This window comes from Alishewanella tabrizica (assembly GCF_014652375.1).
GTDB classification, from domain to species: domain Bacteria; phylum Pseudomonadota; class Gammaproteobacteria; order Enterobacterales; family Alteromonadaceae; genus Alishewanella; species Alishewanella tabrizica.
This window is the reverse complement of record NZ_BMYR01000002.1, coordinates 1-15473: the sequence shown is the minus strand read 5'-3', so window position 1 is coordinate 15473 and position 15473 is coordinate 1. Positions and strand designations below refer to the sequence as shown.

General features: G+C 45.1%; 14 protein-coding genes. 10 read left to right on the top strand and 4 right to left on the bottom strand.

Annotated elements, in window-relative coordinates:
• The first annotated feature begins 114 nt into the window (after positions 1-114).
• The 6 genes from IE070_RS02485 to IE070_RS02460 all read left to right on the top strand — a co-directional run bounded on the left by IE070_RS02485 (position 115) and on the right by IE070_RS02460 (position 6343).
• Positions 115-936 carry a bacteriorhodopsin-like gene (locus tag IE070_RS02485; RefSeq protein WP_189480136.1) on the top strand — a complete coding sequence of 274 codons (822 nt, stop codon included), beginning with the start codon at positions 115-117 and terminating at the stop codon, positions 934-936.
• A 100-nt stretch (positions 937-1036) separates the two neighbouring features.
• Positions 1037-1921, top strand: a complete 885-nt coding sequence (locus IE070_RS02480) for a polyprenyl synthetase family protein (protein ID WP_189480133.1) — start codon at positions 1037-1039, stop codon at positions 1919-1921.
• Entirely contained in the window at positions 1914-3386 is a 1473-nt protein-coding gene (gene crtI, locus IE070_RS02475; RefSeq protein WP_189480131.1) for a phytoene desaturase family protein, read from the top strand. Before IE070_RS02480 ends, crtI begins: the two co-directional genes overlap by 8 nt.
• Positions 3387-4301 carry a phytoene/squalene synthase family protein gene (locus IE070_RS02470; protein WP_189480130.1) on the top strand — a complete coding sequence of 305 codons (915 nt, stop codon included), beginning with the start codon at positions 3387-3389 and terminating at the stop codon, positions 4299-4301.
• The gene (locus tag IE070_RS02465; RefSeq protein WP_189480128.1) at positions 4294-5466 is read left to right on the top strand and encodes a lycopene cyclase family protein; all 1173 of its coding nucleotides are present in this window, start codon (positions 4294-4296) and stop codon (positions 5464-5466) included. The genes IE070_RS02470 and IE070_RS02465 overlap by 8 nt, the downstream gene beginning before the upstream one ends.
• Positions 5459-6343 carry a beta-carotene 15,15'-dioxygenase, Brp/Blh family gene (locus IE070_RS02460; RefSeq protein ID WP_189480126.1) on the top strand — a complete coding sequence of 295 codons (885 nt, stop codon included), beginning with the start codon at positions 5459-5461 and terminating at the stop codon, positions 6341-6343. The genes IE070_RS02465 and IE070_RS02460 overlap by 8 nt, the downstream gene beginning before the upstream one ends.
• Here IE070_RS02460 and idi read toward each other — a convergent pair.
• Complete coding sequence (idi, locus tag IE070_RS02455) at positions 6324-6881, bottom strand: isopentenyl-diphosphate Delta-isomerase (RefSeq protein WP_189480124.1); 558 nt, start codon at positions 6879-6881, stop codon at positions 6324-6326. The genes IE070_RS02460 and idi overlap by 20 nt on opposite strands.
• Before the next feature lie 150 nt (positions 6882-7031).
• On the bottom strand, positions 7032-7202 hold the full coding sequence (locus IE070_RS02450) for a hypothetical protein (RefSeq protein ID WP_189480122.1): 171 nt from the start codon (positions 7200-7202) through the stop codon (positions 7032-7034).
• A gap of 247 nt (positions 7203-7449) precedes the next feature.
• Here IE070_RS02450 and IE070_RS02445 point away from each other — a divergent pair, with 247 nt between their 5' ends.
• Complete coding sequence (locus tag IE070_RS02445) at positions 7450-7953, top strand: RDD family protein (RefSeq protein WP_189480120.1); 504 nt, start codon at positions 7450-7452, stop codon at positions 7951-7953.
• Between the two features lie 162 nt (positions 7954-8115).
• Here the strand turns inward: IE070_RS02445 and lptG are convergent, their stop codons facing one another.
• Positions 8116-9183 carry an LPS export ABC transporter permease LptG gene (gene lptG, locus IE070_RS02440; protein WP_189480118.1) on the bottom strand — a complete coding sequence of 356 codons (1068 nt, stop codon included), beginning with the start codon at positions 9181-9183 and terminating at the stop codon, positions 8116-8118.
• Between the two features lies 1 nt (position 9184).
• On the bottom strand, positions 9185-10288 hold the full coding sequence (lptF, locus tag IE070_RS02435; protein WP_189480116.1) for an LPS export ABC transporter permease LptF: 1104 nt from the start codon (positions 10286-10288) through the stop codon (positions 9185-9187).
• A gap of 210 nt (positions 10289-10498) precedes the next feature.
• On the opposite strand from lptF, the gene pepA reads away from it, so the two are divergent.
• The 3 genes from pepA to IE070_RS02420 are packed head-to-tail and all read left to right on the top strand — an operon-like array spanning position 10499 to position 15362.
• Positions 10499-12007 carry a leucyl aminopeptidase gene (gene pepA, locus IE070_RS02430; RefSeq protein ID WP_189480114.1) on the top strand — a complete coding sequence of 503 codons (1509 nt, stop codon included), beginning with the start codon at positions 10499-10501 and terminating at the stop codon, positions 12005-12007.
• Complete coding sequence (locus IE070_RS02425) at positions 12007-12486, top strand: DNA polymerase III subunit chi (RefSeq protein ID WP_189480112.1); 480 nt, start codon at positions 12007-12009, stop codon at positions 12484-12486. Before pepA ends, IE070_RS02425 begins: the two co-directional genes overlap by 1 nt.
• A 17-nt stretch (positions 12487-12503) precedes the next feature.
• Positions 12504-15362, top strand: coding sequence for a valine--tRNA ligase (locus IE070_RS02420; RefSeq protein WP_189480110.1), 2859 nt, complete (start codon positions 12504-12506; stop codon positions 15360-15362).
• Positions 15363-15473: the final 111 nt, after the last annotated feature.

Here is a 15473-nt window from a genome sequence, read left to right as displayed (position 1 = left end):
TTTTTTATTCAAAAAAAATGTGAACTTAAGCTTAACAGCATGCGTTTAACCTATTGCTACTTATAAATACATTAAGTAACACAACCTTTTGGTTAACAACGAAGAGATATTTATATGAAGACAAGTAACATAAAAGATAGGTTACAAGGCTTTTCATTAAGCCGTGTCGGTATAAACATGAAAACGTGTATTGCTACCCTGCTTTTAATGATGCTGCCTGGTGCTGCGCACGCAGCAGCAAATTTAGAAGCCGATGATTTTGTGGGAATATCGTTTTGGTTAATTTCAATGGCACTAATGGCATCAACGGTGTTTTTCCTATGGGAAACACAAAGCGTGTCAGCAAAATGGAAGACATCGCTGGTTGTTTCTGCGTTAGTTACCTTTATAGCAGCAGTTCATTACTTCTATATGCGAGATGTATGGGTTGCAACGCAGACAACACCAACCGTGTATCGCTATATTGACTGGTTATTAACAGTACCACTATTAATGATTGAGTTTTATCTGATTTTACGCGCGATCGGTTCGGCTACTGCCGGCATATTTTGGCGCTTACTTATCGGTACCTTAGTCATGTTAATTCCGGGTTATTTGGCTGAAGCAGGTTATATCAATATTACTATCGGTTTTGTTATTGGTATGGCTGGTTGGTTTTATATTTTATGGGAAATCTTCAAAGGCGAAGCGGGCAAAGCTGCCGACAAAAGCGCAAGTCCTGCGGTCAAATATGCATACAACGCCATGCGTTGGATCGTTACAGTTGGTTGGGCAATCTATCCGATAGGCTATGTTTTAGGTTATATGACGGGCACAGCTGATCAGGAAGCATTGAATATCGTTTATAACTTAGCAGACCTTGTTAATAAAATCGCCTTTGGTTTATTAATATGGTACGCAGCGACAAGCGAAAGCGATGTAAATGCCAAAGCTTAATAAGTTTAGATAGTAAACTTATTGCAGACGAACCCAAAGGTCTTGCTTGGTTGTAGTTAAGACAACCCGGCAAAACCTTTGCAGCAAATGAGTCGAAACCATGAGCAAGACTGATTTAGCCAACCATCATATTTACCACGACATGTTAGAACAATGTGAGGCATTGATACTGCATAAAGTCGCAAACAATGCACCGGCATCCTTCCATCTAGCTAGTGGTGGTAGTAGAACCAGAGCAAAGCTATGCATCAATGCAGGCATCGCATTACAACTTCCTTCACACGCCATATTTATGTTAGCCGGTGCGATAGAGCTACTTCATAACGCCTCGCTAATTCATGATGATTTACAAGACAATGACGAAAGCCGACGTGGTGTTGAATCACTTTGGATAAAGTTTGGTAAAGGGCATGCCATGTGTGCGGGCGACTTAATGATCTCCGCCGCTTACAGCCTTATAGCTAACATTAAACCTATTGAAAGTATTAGCGCTTTATTTACCAAAATACATGACGCCGTTGCTAGTACCATTGAAGGGCAGGATTTAGACCTAAAGTCACAAAATAGTATGTTGTGTGAACAAGAGTACGAAAATATCGCAGCATTAAAATCTGGACCTCTTATTCAATTAACCCTGACATTACCTTTATTAATGGCAGGATTTCCACAATATATTAGCAGCGCAGAACAAGCCATTTCACAATTCGCTATTGCCTATCAAATACTTGATGACATTGATGATTGGCAGCAAGACTTACACCATTCACAACTAAATTTAGTTAATTTACTCGCATTAAATACCTCTCACCAACAGGCTTTATTTATTGCATGCAGCAGAGCTCATTTCTTACTAAAACAATGCCAAAGTACCTTAAGCGCCATGCCACATCACTCTGCTGCAAGTATCATTGAAACAGCAACAAAAATGATCGCTAAAACAGACCGCATTTTAATGTCTTTACCCAAAGGGGAATTACTTGTCTAAAGCAATTGTAATAGGTGGGGGTTTTGGTGGTATTGCATCAGCACTGCGCCTAAAAGCTAAAGGTTATGAGGTTACAATAATCGATCAATGTCCTCGATTGGGAGGCCGTGCGCAGCAATTTGTTAAAGATGGCTTTGTATTTGATGCCGGGCCCACTGTTGTTACCGCTCCTTTTTTGTTTGAAGAACTATTTGAGCTGTTTAATAAGCAACTTAGCGATTATATGCAATTTGTTCCAGTTACTCCTTGGTATCGATTTGTGTATCCTGATGGCTCGCATTTTGATTACGGCGGTACCATTGAAGAGACACTTGCACGAATTGCTGAAATAGAACCTGACGATCAACAAGGCTATTTAGCACTATTGAAACAATCTGAATCAATATTTGATGTTGGCTTTACGCAGCTTTCCAGCACACCCTTTCATCAGATATCGACAATGCTAGCTCAAATACCCCCTTTAATAAAACTCAAGTGTTACCGCAGCGTCTGGCAAATGGTCTGTGCTTACCTCAAAAATGATAAACTGCGCCAAGCTTTTTCTATTCAACCTTTGTTAGTTGGGGGTAATCCTTTTGCCACCACAAGTATTTACAGCCTCATTCATTTTCTAGAGCGTAAGTGGGGCGTGCATTTTGCGATGGGAGGCACCGGAGCCATCGTTGACGGCCTGACTAAATTAATGCACGAAGAAGGCATAAAGATCCAATTAAACACCAAGGTGACTGGCTTAAACTTGAAAGGCAATCATATTCAATCAGTCATAACGAACCACGACGAGTTTTACTGTGACAAAGTGGTTTCAAATATTGATCCCAAATACCTTTATCGCCACCTTGTTGATCCCAAAGCACAAACATTAAGTGCAAAAATTAAAACTAAGCATGCCACATTATCAATGGGGTTATTTGTCCTTTATTTCGGAACTGATAAACAATATGCAAACATTGTTCACCACACAATTTGGCTCGGAAAACGGTACAAAGAATTACTCACTGACATTTTTGATCGTAAAATTTTAGCAGAAGACTTCTCGCTTTATTTACATCGGCCAACGGCGACTGATCCTAGTATGGCCCCGGCAGGTTGCGATTCATTTTACGTGCTAGCTCCGGTACCCAATAATTTGTCTCATATAGACTGGGAGCAAGAGCAAGAGCAGTATGCTGATAACATCATTGCTGCTTTAGAAAGGACTATTATGCCGGATCTGAGCTCACACCTCGTGCAGCGCTTTATTAAAACGCCTAATGACTTTGAATCGGATTATAGTAGTGTTGCAGGAAGTGGTTTCTCTATTGCCCCAACTTTTCAACAGTCTGCCTGGTTTCGGTTTCATAACCAAGCAGAAGGACCCGCCAACTTATATTTGTGTGGTGCCGGTACACATCCGGGCGCAGGCTTACCAGGGGTGTTGTCCTCTGCCAAGGTTGTAGATAAGCTCATTCCAAAGGTGAATATCTAAATGCATCATGACGCGGCTACCGAGGTTTTAAAAAAGCATGGTAAATCCTTTCATTTTGCCCGACTTTTTTTGGAAACCGATACCGGTAACGCGGCGGCTAGATTGTATCGATTTTGCCGGCTCATTGATGATATAGCGGATGAGACCCCTGATAAAAATCAGGCTCGAAGCCAACTTGAGATCATTAAACAAGATATAATTGCTAATAGCGCTACACACCCGATTGTGCAGGATTTCCTGTTACTTTGCCGCGAGTATTCTATTGATCCTCACCATGGCATCACCTTAATCACAGGGGTTTTGCAAGATCTGGACCCTGTGGCGTTATCATCCTATAACGACCTGCTCAATTATGCGTTTCGCGTGGCAGGCGTTGTAGGTTTAATGATGGCGCCTATTTTGGGTTCAAACAGACATGGTCATGTATTTGCGATAGATTTGGGCATTGCGATGCAATTTACCAATATTGCCAGAGATGTACTTGAAGATGCGCAGATGAGCCGACGTTACTTACCGGCCAGTTGGGTAGAGGATATGACGGTAACGCAACTATTATCCCCTACTGAGCAACAACAAGCGATTGTAAAACAAGCGATAGCTCGTCTATTAAATACTGCTGAAATATTTTACACAAGTGGCATTAGCGGTTTGTACTACCTACATCCCCGTAATCGAAAAGCTATCGCAGTTGCAGCATATCTTTATCGCGAAATTGGCCGAAAGCTTATGCATCGCCACTGCGACTACCTGAAAGGCAGAGTATCTATTAGTTATACCCGCAAATGTACATTAGCGGTTAAAGCCTTAGTCGACATGAGGTTTACAAAGATGGCACGTGAACTTCCTCAGCATGAGCAAACGTTGCATAGATTGTTAATCATTCCTTCTGCAGAGGATTACCATCATCATGTCTAGCGCAAATAACTCCGATTTAATTATCATCGGTGCCGGTGCGTCTGGATTGTTATTAATGCTTGCCCTGCGCGAAAAAAACTACCTCGGTAAAGTAACCGTGTTAGAGCAACATGCAAAGCCGCTAAATGATCGTATATGGAGCTTTTGGTTTGATTCAACACTGCCGCCCTATTTACAAAAGATCATTGAGTATAAATGGTCACACTGGCATTTTTCCTCGGCAACTTTTACACGTCAAATGAACAATACAGATCATCCTTATTGTTCCATTCGCGCCAAAGCACTTAGCGCACTGGCACAAGATACTTTGCAAGAACAACATAGATTTTGCATTAAGTACAATTGTAACGTTATGACAATTGATACCATTGATAAACACACCTTGCTCACAACCTCATTAGGCGAATTTACTGCAACGCAGGTTATAGATACTCGTCCTCCCCCGTTACACTTTGAACATCTCGGGTTATTTCAGTGCTTCTTGGGACAAGAGGTACTAACAGAACAAGATTGTTTTGATACGAAAAGTGCTGCATTAATGCAAAATATAAAGTACACCGCACAAGGCATCCAGTTTGTGTATATTTTACCTTTTAGTGCTCGTCATGCACTGATCGAATTAACCTATTTCAGTGATAAGATTATTGACCGTTCATCACTTAAAAATCAATTACAACCTATCATTAGCCAGCTCGTAGGCAGCCAAAATTTCTCAATAGTCCGAGAAGAGGCGGCTACTTTACCGATGTACCCAATAAACTTAAACCTCGGTAATACTTGCAAGGCGATTACCTATGGCGGCATTGCAGGTGGTGCTATTAGAGCCGCGACCGGTTTCAGCTTTTTAAACTGTCAACGTTGGGCTGATGCCACTGCTAACCAGTTAGTAAAAAATACAAAATTCGAACACAAGCCCCCTATTGGCCAGCGCTATCAATTACTTGACAGCTTATTTCTTCGGGTAATTCGGACAAATCCGCAGCTTGGTGTTTTACTTTACACTCGCTTGTTTGCTCGCCTTGATGCTAAAACCTTCTCCCGTTTTATGTCAGAGCAAGCATCATTACATGAACTGTTTAAAGTAATATGGGCTATGCCAAAATATGTTTTTATTCAAGCCTTGATGCAGTCATACAGGACAAATAAAGGCTCATCACATGTTTAGCGCCCGTATCAGTAAAGTGTATTGTAGTATTGTGATTGTGGTTAGTATTGCCATGCTTGCCGGCATCTCAATCACATCCAGTCTCGCTTTACTTAGTTTAGGGGTGGCCGTTACCGTAATGGGGCTGCCCCATGGCGCACTTGATTTCACTATTGCAAAAATGCTGGGTTACTGCGCTAACAAAACAAAAACGAGCATATTTATATTAACTTACAGCGGGATAGCAGCAGGTGCCGTGCTATTTTGGTTATGGCTTCCGGCTTACGCTTTAACTGTGTTTTTACTTATTTCAGCCCATCACTTTTCATCAGATTGGGAACAGTTACTGCCGTATAGCGCGCGTTTCAGCTTGGCGGTTATCTTATTGTGTGCACCCTCTCTTTTATACGCTGCGATATTACAGCATATTTTCGTTATGTTGATGTTATCGCCTGCAGCCGCCCTGATTGTAATCAAGGGCATGCAAACTGCTACGCTGATCAGTATCGGTATATTAGTAGTAAACTTGGCGCTTAAGCTGCACGATATAAAGTGGCAATCAGTTTGGGAAAGTATGGAAATTTGCGTATTGCTAGTAAGCAGTTTGTTATTAACGCCATTGTTACACTTTGCACTTTATTTCTGTTTGTTACATTCCACAAAACACTTTAGCCATACAACCCTAACACTCAAACTAACGCTGTATCGCGCCGTTTGGCTAAGCCTGCCATTTGTGATCGCCACATTACTAGCCGCAGCATTGATCGCGCAAATAAAAACAACTCCGTTTATCACTGCCGACATTTTGCAATACGTATTTATTGGATTATTTGGACTAACAGTGTCGCATATGCTGTTGATAGAGACATGGCAAGCAGTTAAGACATCGACTCGATAGTAACTTCACTGACATGGCGAAAAACCTCAGGAAACCATGCGGTGAATGTATTAGGATGTGCTGATAGTTGCCTAACTATTTGCTGAGATGACCACCATTGTACCGACATCACTTCGTCAACATTAGCAGACCACTCAACATCATCTACCATTGCGACTAACACGTGATTATATTCGTGCTCGACCAGCCCGCGATCAAGCGGGAGATAGTATAAAATTTTTGCGACGTTTTTAAAAACCAATGGAGTAACAATACCCAATTCGTCATTGACTCGACGCTGAGCCGCATCATTGATTGATTCATTCATCAACGGATGCGAACAACACGTATTGGTCCATAAACCACCACTGTGATATTTGTGCTCGGCTCGACGCTGTAACAAATATTCAACTCCCGTTGGCCGTTGGCGAATAATCATCAATGAAAATGCAAGATGCAATAATCCTTCACGATGGACATGCATTTTTTCTGAGTAACCGATGATCGTACCGTTGCTGTCAACAAGCGGCACATCAATTGTAGGAGAATAGGTGTGCATATTATAGAAACGCCTGCGGCCAAAGAATGGATCATCACAGACAAACATTAATAGCTAGCACCCAAGTTACTCAATATAAACATGAGTTCTAGCGAGTATTTAACCGCGCAAGGATACACTTAACGCTTACTAAGCCCTGCTCTAAAACAATTATTTATCATTACGATGAATATACCAAATAATCATGCCCAGCAGCAGTAACACTGGCACAAGCGCTAACAATGGTGAGCCAGATAAGGCCATTTCACCCGCAACGTATACCAGTAAGGCAATAGCCACCAGTGTCGAGAGAAGCATTAACAGGTTGAGAATTTTTTTCATCTTTCTAACTTCACTTTGAAATGATTAATGCGTTTGAGTGTAACAATTTGCTCGCTAAATAACATTCGCAATGTATAGATGTTTATTTATGCTGAAAATTAATGGTCGTTGGTGCATTTCAGCACATCCTATCGCCTCGCATGGGTTCTTATCGAAATAACGCTGCTTGATAAGAGTTTACGACCATGCTTTCGATTCGCTGTATTCACATGCTAAACTTAGCTGTAAAATATTGTGGAAGCTAATTATGTACACTGACGCGCCCAGAGCTGGGTTTGCCCGGCGGTTATCGGCCATTATTTATGACATCCTGATCCTTTGTGCGCTGGTGATGCTGGCTGCCGGGGTCGCCATGTTATTCGTACAACTCTTAGTTTGGACTTCGCTTCTATCACTTGAGGGTTACGAAGATATCGCCGCTTACGTTAATAGTGGTTGGCGGCGTTGGTTATATGGCATTTATATACTCAGTATAATGCTTGGCTTTTACATTTATTTTTGGTGCAAGGCTGGGCAAACGTTGGGCATGCGCGCTTGGCGTATGTTGCTGGTCACCCATCAAGGCAATCCGCTGACATTTGGCCAAGCGCTAAGTCGATTAGTGTTATCACTATTTGGTCTGGGAAATTTCTGGCTTTGGTTACGCTGGGGTAAAGGATTGGCGTTACAAGACCAACTTACCCATACCCAAATGATTGTACTCACTAAAGAACAAAGTAAGATATTAAATCTGCATAAAACTGCGCGCTAAATCACGGTTTATTTCATTGAGTGCGTACATTAAATACGTACAAAGCATTGAGTACGTGCAATGAATAGGCGCAAAGGCGCTGAAACACGCAGCTAAATTTGATTTGGCATGCTCACTAAAAAGCCTGCGATAGGGCAGGCTTTTTACTCTGCAATACGCTAACTACACTTTTTTGCGCATAAAATAGAGCGAGAGACCGATAAACAGCACGCTAGGGACGCCAGCCCCTGCAAGCGGCGGTAGTTGATACACTAACGCCAACGGGCCAAATACCTCGTTACTCATATAAAAACCAAAACCGGTTAAAATACCCAGCAATACCCGTGCTGCCATGGTAACACTGCGCAGTGGGCCGAAGATAAACGATAACGCCAACAAGAGCATTGCGGCAACCGTCAGCGGTTGCAAAACCTTACGCCAATAGGCCAATTCATAACGACTGGCTTCTTGACCGTTTTGTTTCAAATAATCCACATACTCATTTAGCCCTTTTAGTGACAGCATTTCCGGTTTAATACTCACCACACTGAGCTTATCGGGCGTAAGCGTTGAGCGCCAACGTTGCGCTGCCTGCGTGGAAGGTACGATTTGCTCAGCACCGAACGATAATTCAGTAACGTCGGCTAAATTCCAGGCATCGTCACTGTACTTGGCGGTGGCTGCACGGGTCACCTTTATTAACGCCAATGTTTGATCAAACTGGTAGATAATAATGTCTTTTAGATTTCCTAAATCGTCTACTTCTTTGATATTCACAAAGCTATCGCCATCCTTAGCCCAAACGCCCTGCCTGGCGGCAAATACGTTACCGTCGGAAATGGCTTTGGTTCGCAATTCTCGGGCGGTTCTGTCGCTAATCGGCGCGCCCCATTCCGCCACTGCCATCATCACCAATACCATTAATACGGCCGATTTCATCACCGAGCTAATAATATTTAACCGCGACAAACCCGCCGCTTGCATTACCACCAATTCGCTACTACTGGCTAAAATACCTAAGCCAATTAAGCCGCCAATGAGCGCCGCCATAGGAAAAAATAACACCACATCGCCCGGCACACTGTATAGCGTAAATAACGCCGCATGTACCATATCGTAGTAGCCGCGGCCAATAGAGCGCATTTGATCAATAAACCGAAACATTGATGACAACGCCACTAAGACGCTCAAAGTCATGGCGCTGGTGGTTAAAATGGTACGGCCAATATATACATCAAGAATTTTTAACATATTAGCGCCCCGCCAACCAAGCACGCAGTTTTTGTGCGCTTGCTCGATTTCGTAGAATCAAAATACATCCCACCGTAAGACCAGAAATGTGTAGCCACCACATACCCCATTGTGGCGGAATTTTGCCATCCTCTATCGCAGAACGCGCAATAATTAATAAGGCATAATATCCCAAGTACAGTAACAAAGCGGGTAGCAAACGGCCGAATTTGCCTTGCCGCGGGTTCACTCTGGCTAATGGCACGGCGATTAAAGTTAGGATGGGGATTGAAAGGGGAATGGCGATTCGCCAATGCCATTCTGCTGCGGCTTCAGCGCTATTTTCTTGTAACAAGGCGGGGGTGGCTAAACTGCTTAATTTGCGGCGACGCTGCTCGGCTTGCTGTTCGCGAATTTGCATGTGATAACTGCCAAACTCCGTCACTTCATAGGCGGGCGACTGCGCATCGCCTGCGTAACGGCGACCTTGTTTTAGCTGCAATACTTGCGCGCCTGTTTGCGGATCTTCTACCACTGCCCCCCCTTCGGCATAGACAATAGCATGACCCAAATCACCCTCTTTTCCGCTGCTTTGCGCAACAAACACCTTGGCCAATTGCCCACCGGAGCGACTGACTTCCTGTACAAAAATTACGGCTTTTTCATTAGAGGTATGTTGAAAACGCCCTGGCACAAAGGAAAACAACCCCGCATCTGATTCAGCACGTTCTAATAATTGATATTCGCGCTCTGTTGCCCAAGGGCTTAAATATAAGGTTACTGCGCCCGCTAACAGCGCCATAATGATCGACAGCAATAACGTAAGTCGAGTGACATACCACTCACTGACCCCAGTAGCATGTAACACCGTCATTTCACTGTCGGCGTAAACGCGACCATAAGCCACTAAAATTCCTAAAAAGGCACTTAAGGGTAAAATAATCACGGCAAGTTGTGGCATCTTTAACGCCACAATACTCATCACTAATTGTCCGGGAATTTCTCCCTCAGAGGCATCGGCCAAAATTTTCACAAAACGCTGGCTGATGATAATGGTGGTTAAAATAACAAAGACAGCGAGCTGAGCGCGAAACACTTCACCAATCAGATAACGAAAAATAATCAAAATGCCCCCTAAAAACCTGTCTTTTCACTGGAAAGCTGGTGAATTTTCAGTAAACTTGGTATTTTCATATACTATTATCGGGCAAAGCAGCTAAAAATCCGAGCTTTTTTAATCAATCGCGGTAAAATTGCCCAACTACTTTGTCGCTACGGGTCGTCTATAATTTCTTAAAGCCAATAGTAGCACAGCCTCTTAGAATCAGGAGTAACCATGGAGTTCAGCGTAAAGAGCGGAAGTCCCGAAAAACAACGTAGCGCCTGTATCGTTGTGGGCGTTTACGAACCACGTCGTCTTTCCGCCGTTGCCGAGCAATTAGACAAAATTAGCGAGGGGTATATCAGTAATTTACTGCGCCGAGGTGACTTAGAAGGGAAACCAGGCCAAATGTTACTGTTACACCATGTACCCAATGTGCTGAGCGAGCGGGTATTGCTGGTAGGCTGTGGTAAAGAGCGCGAATTAGACGAGCGTCAATATCGCCAGATCATTGCGAAAACCATCAGCACCTTAAATGAAACGGGTTCGATGGAAGCCGTGTGCTTCTTGTCTGAATTACACGTAAAAGGTCGCGATACCTATTGGAAAGTGCGCCATGCGGTAGAAACCACGCAAGATTGCTTATATGTTTTCGATAAGCTGAAAAGCAAAAAAGACGAAACCCGTCGCCCACTGCGTAAAATGGTCTTTAACGTACCCACCCGCCGCGATCTCACTATAGGCGAACGTGCGGTAGAGCATGGCCTCGCTATTGCAGCTGGCGTAAAACACTGTAAAGACGTTGGCAACATGCCACCGAATATCTGTACCCCTGCTTACCTTGCGGAGCAAGCAAAAGCTCTAACAACCTTGTCTGAGAAAGTCAGTGTTGAAGTGTTGGGCGTACCCGAAATGTCGGCGCTTGGCATGAATTCCTACCTCGCGGTCGGTCGTGGCTCGGTTAATCAACCGACGATGTCAGTCATTAAATACCAAGGCGCTAACGATGACAGCGCCCCGGTAGTATTAGTCGGTAAAGGCTTAACCTTCGATTCTGGCGGTATCAGCTTAAAGCCGGGTGATGGCATGGACGAAATGAAGTTTGATATGTGTGGCGCAGCCTCCGTATTCGGTACTATGCATGCAGTGATCAATTTACAACTGCCCATAAACATTGTGGCCATTTTAGCCGCCGCAGAGAATATGCCAGATGCAAACGCCTATCGTCCAGGTGATATTTTAACCACCATGTCAGGGCAAACTGTTGAAGTATTAAATACAGACGCAGAGGGCCGCTTAGTCTTATGTGATGCCTTAACCTATGTAGAGCGCTTTGATCCTGAATTAGTGATCGATGTTGCCACCTTAACCGGTGCCTGTGTTATCGCCTTGGGTAAACATGCGTCAGGATTACTCAGTAATCATAATCCGTTAGCGCATGAAATTTTAAGCGCGTCTGAGCAAAGCGGCGATCGGGCCTGGCGTTTACCGCTGTGGGACGAATATCAAGATCAGCTTGAAAGCCCCTTTGCAGATTTCAGTAACTTAGGAGGCCGTGCGGCAGGCACCATTACCGCGGCGTGTTTCTTATCGCGCTTTACTCGAAAATACAACTGGGCGCACTTGGATATTGCCGGCACAGCATGGCGCAGTGGCGGTAAAGATAAGGGCTCAACCGGTCGCCCAGTGGCACTGTTAACCCAGTTCCTGATCAATCGCACAGGTAATAATCAGGATCATTAATGAGTGTGACCTTTTATGTACTAGCAGAGCCAAAGGGTGCTGCTAGTGACATGACGTCTGCTGATGCAGGCACCCACAATGAGCTGTCGCCTGCGCCAGCTCATTTTGCTTTTGCCTGTCAGCTGTGTGCCGACTTGTATCGCGCCAAACAGCGGGTTTTTGTTTATGTGGCTAACCAACAACAAGCAGAATTGATCGATGACTTGCTGTGGCAATTTGATCCCGACAGCTTTGTACCGCACAACCTCAGCGGCGAAGGCCCGGCGCGCGGCGCGCCGATAGAAATTGGTTGGCAAGCGCCACGCCAAAGCCGCCAAGTACTGATTAATCTCACCGACAACATGCCAGAGTTTGCCCGGCGTTTTGCCAGTGTTATCGAATTTGTTCCCGCAGAAGCCGCGCTCAAAGCACAGGCGCGGGAACGTTATAAGCAATATCGTCAAGCCGGTATCACGCCAGAAACCGTGACAATCGGCTGAATTTACAGGTATCTCTGATGGAAAAAACCTTCAACCCCAGCGAAATCGAACAAGCCATGTATCAGGCTTGGGAAAGCAAAGGCTATTTTAAACCGAATGGCGACAACCGCCCCGGTAATAATTACTGCATTATGATCCCGCCGCCAAATGTTACCGGTAGCTTACATATGGGCCATGCCTTTCAGCAAACCATTATGGATGCGCTAACCCGCTATCAGCGGATGCAGGGCAAGAATGCCTTATGGCAAGTCGGTACTGATCACGCTGGTATTGCCACCCAAATGGTGGTTGAACGTAAACTGGCACAAGAAGGCTTACCCGGTCGCCATCAACTAGGCCGCGATGCCTTTATTGAAAAAATTTGGGAATGGAAAGCCGAGTCTGGCGGCACCATCACCGAGCAAATGCGCCGTTTAGGCAACTCGGTAGACTGGGAGCGTGAACGCTTTACCATGGATGAAGGTCTGTCGAATGCCGTGCAGGAAGTGTTTGTGCGCCTGTATGAAGACGACTTAATTTATCGTGGCAAGCGCTTAGTAAACTGGGATCCCAAGCTACACACGGCCATTTCCGATCTGGAAGTTGAAAACAAAGATCAAAAAGGTAAGTTCTGGCATCTGCGCTATCCCTTAGCCGATGGCGTGCTGACTGCCGATGGCAAGAACTATCTGGTAGTGGCAACAACCCGCCCAGAAACCATGTTAGGTGATACAGCCGTAGCCGTAAACCCGGCAGATGAGCGTTATCAGGCGCTGATTGGCAAAGAAGTCTTATTACCGCTGGTTAATCGTCGTATTCCGATTATCGCCGATGAACATGCCGATATGGAAAAAGGCAGTGGCTGCGTAAAAATCACGCCAGCGCACGATTTTAACGATTACGAAGTCGGTAAGCGCCATCAATTACTAATGATCAACGTACTGACCCCTGATGCCACTGTGCGCAGCGAAGGCGAATGCTTTTTTACCAACGGAGAGCTTAATAGCAGCTTAACGGCAGCTATCCCGCAGGAGTATCAAGGGCTGGATCGCTACGAGGCGCGTAAAGCCATTGTGGCTGCCTTTGAGGCAGCAGGTTTACTGGAAAACATTGAAGAAATTAACAATACCCTGCCCTTTGGCGATCGTAGCGGTGTGGTGATTGAACCTATGCTGACCGATCAATGGTATGTGCGGGTCGCGCCACTGGCCAAAACCGCCACCGCAGCGGTAGAAAATGGCGATATCCAGTTTGTGCCTAAGCAGTACGAGAATATGTACTACAGCTGGATGCGCGATATTCAAGATTGGTGTATCTCCCGTCAATTATGGTGGGGCCACCGTATTCCAGCCTGGTACGACGAAGATGGCAAGGTCTATGTTGGTCGTAACGAAGCCGAAGTCCGCGCTAAATACGCTTTAGCCGACACGGTAACGCTAAGCCAAGATAACGATGTATTAGATACGTGGTTTAGCTCGGCACTTTGGACCTTCTCCACCTTAGGCTGGCCAGAAGAAACGGAAGATTTGAAAAACTTCCACCCGACGGATGTGTTAGTCACTGGCTTTGACATCATCTTCTTCTGGGTTGCCCGGATGATTATGATGACCATGCACTTTATTAAAGATGCCGATGGTAAGCCACAGGTCCCCTTTAAAACCGTGTACGTAACGGGTCTGATCCGCGATGAAAACGGCGATAAAATGTCTAAGTCTAAGGGCAATGTTATCGATCCGCTGGATATGATTGATGGGATTAGCCTAGAAGACTTACTGGCCAAGCGCACCAGCAATATGATGCAGCCGCAATTAGCCAAGCAAATTGCTGATCGCACCACCAAGCAATTCCCAGAAGGGATCCCAAGCAGCGGTACCGATGCCGTGCGCTTTACCCTAGCCGCACTGGCTTCAACCGGCCGTGATATTAACTGGGATATGAAGCGCTTAGAAGGCTATCGGAATTTCTGTAACAAGCTGTGGAATGCCAGCCGCTATGTGCTGATGAACACCGAAGAAAAAGACTGCGGCTTTGGCAGTGACGTTAAGGTGCTGTCACTGGCTGATAAGTGGATTTTGGCACAATACCAGCAAACGGTGAAACAAGTACGGCATTACCTTGATACCTACCGCTTTGACCTCGCGGCGACGGCGCTGTACGAGTTTACTTGGAATCAGTTCTGCGATTGGTACTTAGAACTCACCAAGCCCGTATTGTTTAAAGGCAGCGAGGCCGAGCAACGTGGTACTCGTCATACGCTAATTACTGTTCTAGAAAGCCTATTGCGCTTAATGCACCCGATAATGCCTTATATGACAGAAAGTATCTGGCAAGCAGTAAAACCGCTAGCAGGCATTAGCGGCGATAGCATTATGCTGGCCGCTTACCCAGAGTATCAAAGCGAGTTGGTAGATGAAACTGCCCTAGCCGATTTAGAATGGCTAAAAGCGGTGATCACCGCTATTCGTAACGTACGCGGTGAGATGAATATTGCGCCAAGTAAGCCACTGCATGTGCTATTGCGTAATCTGAATGCCGAAGAAAGCCGCCGCTTAGCTGAAAATCGTAACTTCTTAATGGTCATGGCCAAGTTAGAAACGCTGGATCTGTTAGCGGCAGATGCCAAGGCGCCGGCCAGTGCTACCCAGTTAATCGGCAGTATGGATCTATTGATCCCTATGGCTGGGTTAATTGATAAAGAAGCCGAGCTAAGTCGGATTGCCAAGCAATTGGAAAAAACCCAGCAAGAACTAGCCCGTGTTGCCGGCAAGCTTAGTAACGAAGGTTTTGTGGCAAAAGCACCGGAAGCGGTATTGGAAAAAGAGCGCGCCAAGCAAGCTGAGCTTGAGCAGGCCGTTGCCAAGTTACAGGCACAGCAAGCAGAAATCGCGGCGCTGTAAATGTCCACGCAACACACTATGCGCTGGCAAACGCCTATCAATAAAGGCAATAACATGGACTCCCCCTCACTATCCGGCATCGATGTGCCACACTGAGAGTGTCAAAACAAA

Coding starts and splice junctions, on each gene's coding strand:
- IE070_RS02450 (WP_189480122.1), bottom strand. CDS start 7,202: ATGAAAAAAATTCTCAACCTGTTAATGCTTCTCTCGACACTGGTGGCT.
- IE070_RS02470 (WP_189480130.1), top strand. CDS start 3,387: ATGCATCATGACGCGGCTACCGAGGTTTTAAAAAAGCATGGTAAATCC.
- IE070_RS02460 (WP_189480126.1), top strand. CDS start 5,459: ATGTTTAGCGCCCGTATCAGTAAAGTGTATTGTAGTATTGTGATTGTG.
- IE070_RS02420 (WP_189480110.1), top strand. CDS start 12,504: ATGGAAAAAACCTTCAACCCCAGCGAAATCGAACAAGCCATGTATCAG.
- pepA (WP_189480114.1), top strand. CDS start 10,499: ATGGAGTTCAGCGTAAAGAGCGGAAGTCCCGAAAAACAACGTAGCGCC.
- IE070_RS02465 (WP_189480128.1), top strand. CDS start 4,294: ATGTCTAGCGCAAATAACTCCGATTTAATTATCATCGGTGCCGGTGCG.
- idi (WP_189480124.1), bottom strand. CDS start 6,881: ATGCACACCTATTCTCCTACAATTGATGTGCCGCTTGTTGACAGCAAC.
- IE070_RS02485 (WP_189480136.1), top strand. CDS start 115: ATGAAGACAAGTAACATAAAAGATAGGTTACAAGGCTTTTCATTAAGC.
- lptG (WP_189480118.1), bottom strand. CDS start 9,183: ATGTTAAAAATTCTTGATGTATATATTGGCCGTACCATTTTAACCACC.
- IE070_RS02425 (WP_189480112.1), top strand. CDS start 12,007: ATGAGTGTGACCTTTTATGTACTAGCAGAGCCAAAGGGTGCTGCTAGT.
- IE070_RS02445 (WP_189480120.1), top strand. CDS start 7,450: ATGTACACTGACGCGCCCAGAGCTGGGTTTGCCCGGCGGTTATCGGCC.
- IE070_RS02480 (WP_189480133.1), top strand. CDS start 1,037: ATGAGCAAGACTGATTTAGCCAACCATCATATTTACCACGACATGTTA.